The sequence below is a fragment of the Syntrophaceticus schinkii genome, assembly GCF_000946815.1.
Taxonomy (GTDB): domain Bacteria; phylum Bacillota; class DSM-12270; order Thermacetogeniales; family Thermacetogeniaceae; genus Syntrophaceticus; species Syntrophaceticus schinkii.
In genome coordinates this window covers 1-1,242 of record NZ_CDRZ01000099.1, presented here as the reverse complement: position 1 = coordinate 1,242, position 1,242 = coordinate 1, and the positions used below count along the sequence as shown (strand labels likewise).

Below are 1,242 nucleotides of genomic sequence, written 5' to 3'. Positions count from 1 at the left end.
CGAAGTAGTTGTTGCGTGATATGGAAAAATGAATTATTATATTAGATGTCTGATCTCCTGATCTTTAGTTGTGTAGATTACTGTCAAATAACAAGGGATAATGATCATGAAATTTAAGCCTAATCAAGACAAAAAAATCCAATGAAGAAATCAATAGAGCAGATACAAGAAATGATCAGCGATGGCACGCTAAAAGCTGGTGACAAACTCCTTCCTGAAAGGGACCTTGCGGAGATGTTGGGGGTAAGTCGTGGCTTCTATAAGAGAAGCTATAAGTGCTCTGGCAGTGCTAGGTGTTTTAGAGGTTAGGAGAGGCGAGGGAACCTTTATCAATGGCAAGTTTACTCGTGATTCTTTTAATTCCACTAAGCATTTTAATGCTGCTGGATAAAACCTTAGAAGTTCTTGAAATAACGTAAAATTCTTGAAAAGTGAAGGCGCTGCACTTGCAGCAGAGCGAGCATCAGAAGATGATATACAAAAAATAGGTAAGGCTGTCGATGATATGGAAGAGGACGTGAAAAAGGGTGGACTTGGAGATGAAGGAGATTATGTATTTCACTATAATATAAATCAGGCGGCCCATAATTGCATTCTTTTGCAGATGATAGATGCGATCATGGAAACCGTAAAATGAGTTTAAAAGTTAGCCGACAGAGTTTATATAAGCTTCCGAAAGCACCCGAGATTTTATTGGAGCAGCATAGGGCGATTTTTGATTCTATAGCAAAGAGGGATGCTCAAAAAGCTAAAGAAGAGATGAAAAAGCATCTCGAATATGTGGAGGAAAAAATACTTTATTTCGAGAATGAAGCAGAAAGAGGAGATAAGTAAAAGAAAATACATTTTTAGCTTGAGCGAATATGGGTGCGTGGTTAATTAAGATCAAAAAAATGGTAATAGTAATAATTGATACGCGGAGCAAAGACTCTCCGCTTTTTCATATTGAAAGAACCCCAAATAAATGTTATACTGTTGCCTCTCACTCAATTTGACGCTGCAATTCTCACCGCCAATAACGGAAGAATTATAGCGACAGTCTGCCATAAAGTTGAGAATTCAGGTGCCAATCAAAGTCTAGCTAGATAATGCCAGTCAGTGTGCATAGTGTGGATAATGTAGAGATCCCCCAGCACCCAAACCAAACCTGTCATGGATACTGAGAGGATCCTTACCCTTTAATTACCTTACCCCGCTGTCGCCACGCTGCCTTTCCATATCAGCAAGAATACGCCCGATATA

General features: G+C 39.2%; 4 protein-coding genes. All 4 read left to right on the top strand.

Annotated features, from left to right (window positions below; all coding sequences use genetic code 11):
- Positions 1–141: 141 nt before the first annotated feature.
- The 4 genes from SSCH_RS21755 to SSCH_RS20805 are packed head-to-tail and all read left to right on the top strand — an operon-like array spanning position 142 to position 834.
- Positions 142–309: a FadR/GntR family transcriptional regulator gene (locus tag SSCH_RS21755; protein WP_084710951.1), complete on the top strand. Its 168-nt coding sequence runs from the start codon at positions 142–144 to the stop codon at positions 307–309.
- Positions 251–391 carry a GntR family transcriptional regulator gene (locus SSCH_RS18170; RefSeq protein ID WP_156972117.1) on the top strand — a complete coding sequence of 47 codons (141 nt, stop codon included), beginning with the start codon at positions 251–253 and terminating at the stop codon, positions 389–391. Before SSCH_RS21755 ends, SSCH_RS18170 begins: the two co-directional genes overlap by 59 nt.
- Before the next feature lie 33 nt (positions 392–424).
- Positions 425–637: an FCD domain-containing protein gene (locus SSCH_RS20810; protein ID WP_052835360.1), complete on the top strand. Its 213-nt coding sequence runs from the start codon at positions 425–427 to the stop codon at positions 635–637.
- On the top strand, positions 634–834 hold the full coding sequence (locus tag SSCH_RS20805) for an FCD domain-containing protein (protein WP_052835359.1): 201 nt from the start codon (positions 634–636) through the stop codon (positions 832–834). Before SSCH_RS20810 ends, SSCH_RS20805 begins: the two co-directional genes overlap by 4 nt.
- Positions 835–1,242: the final 408 nt, after the last annotated feature.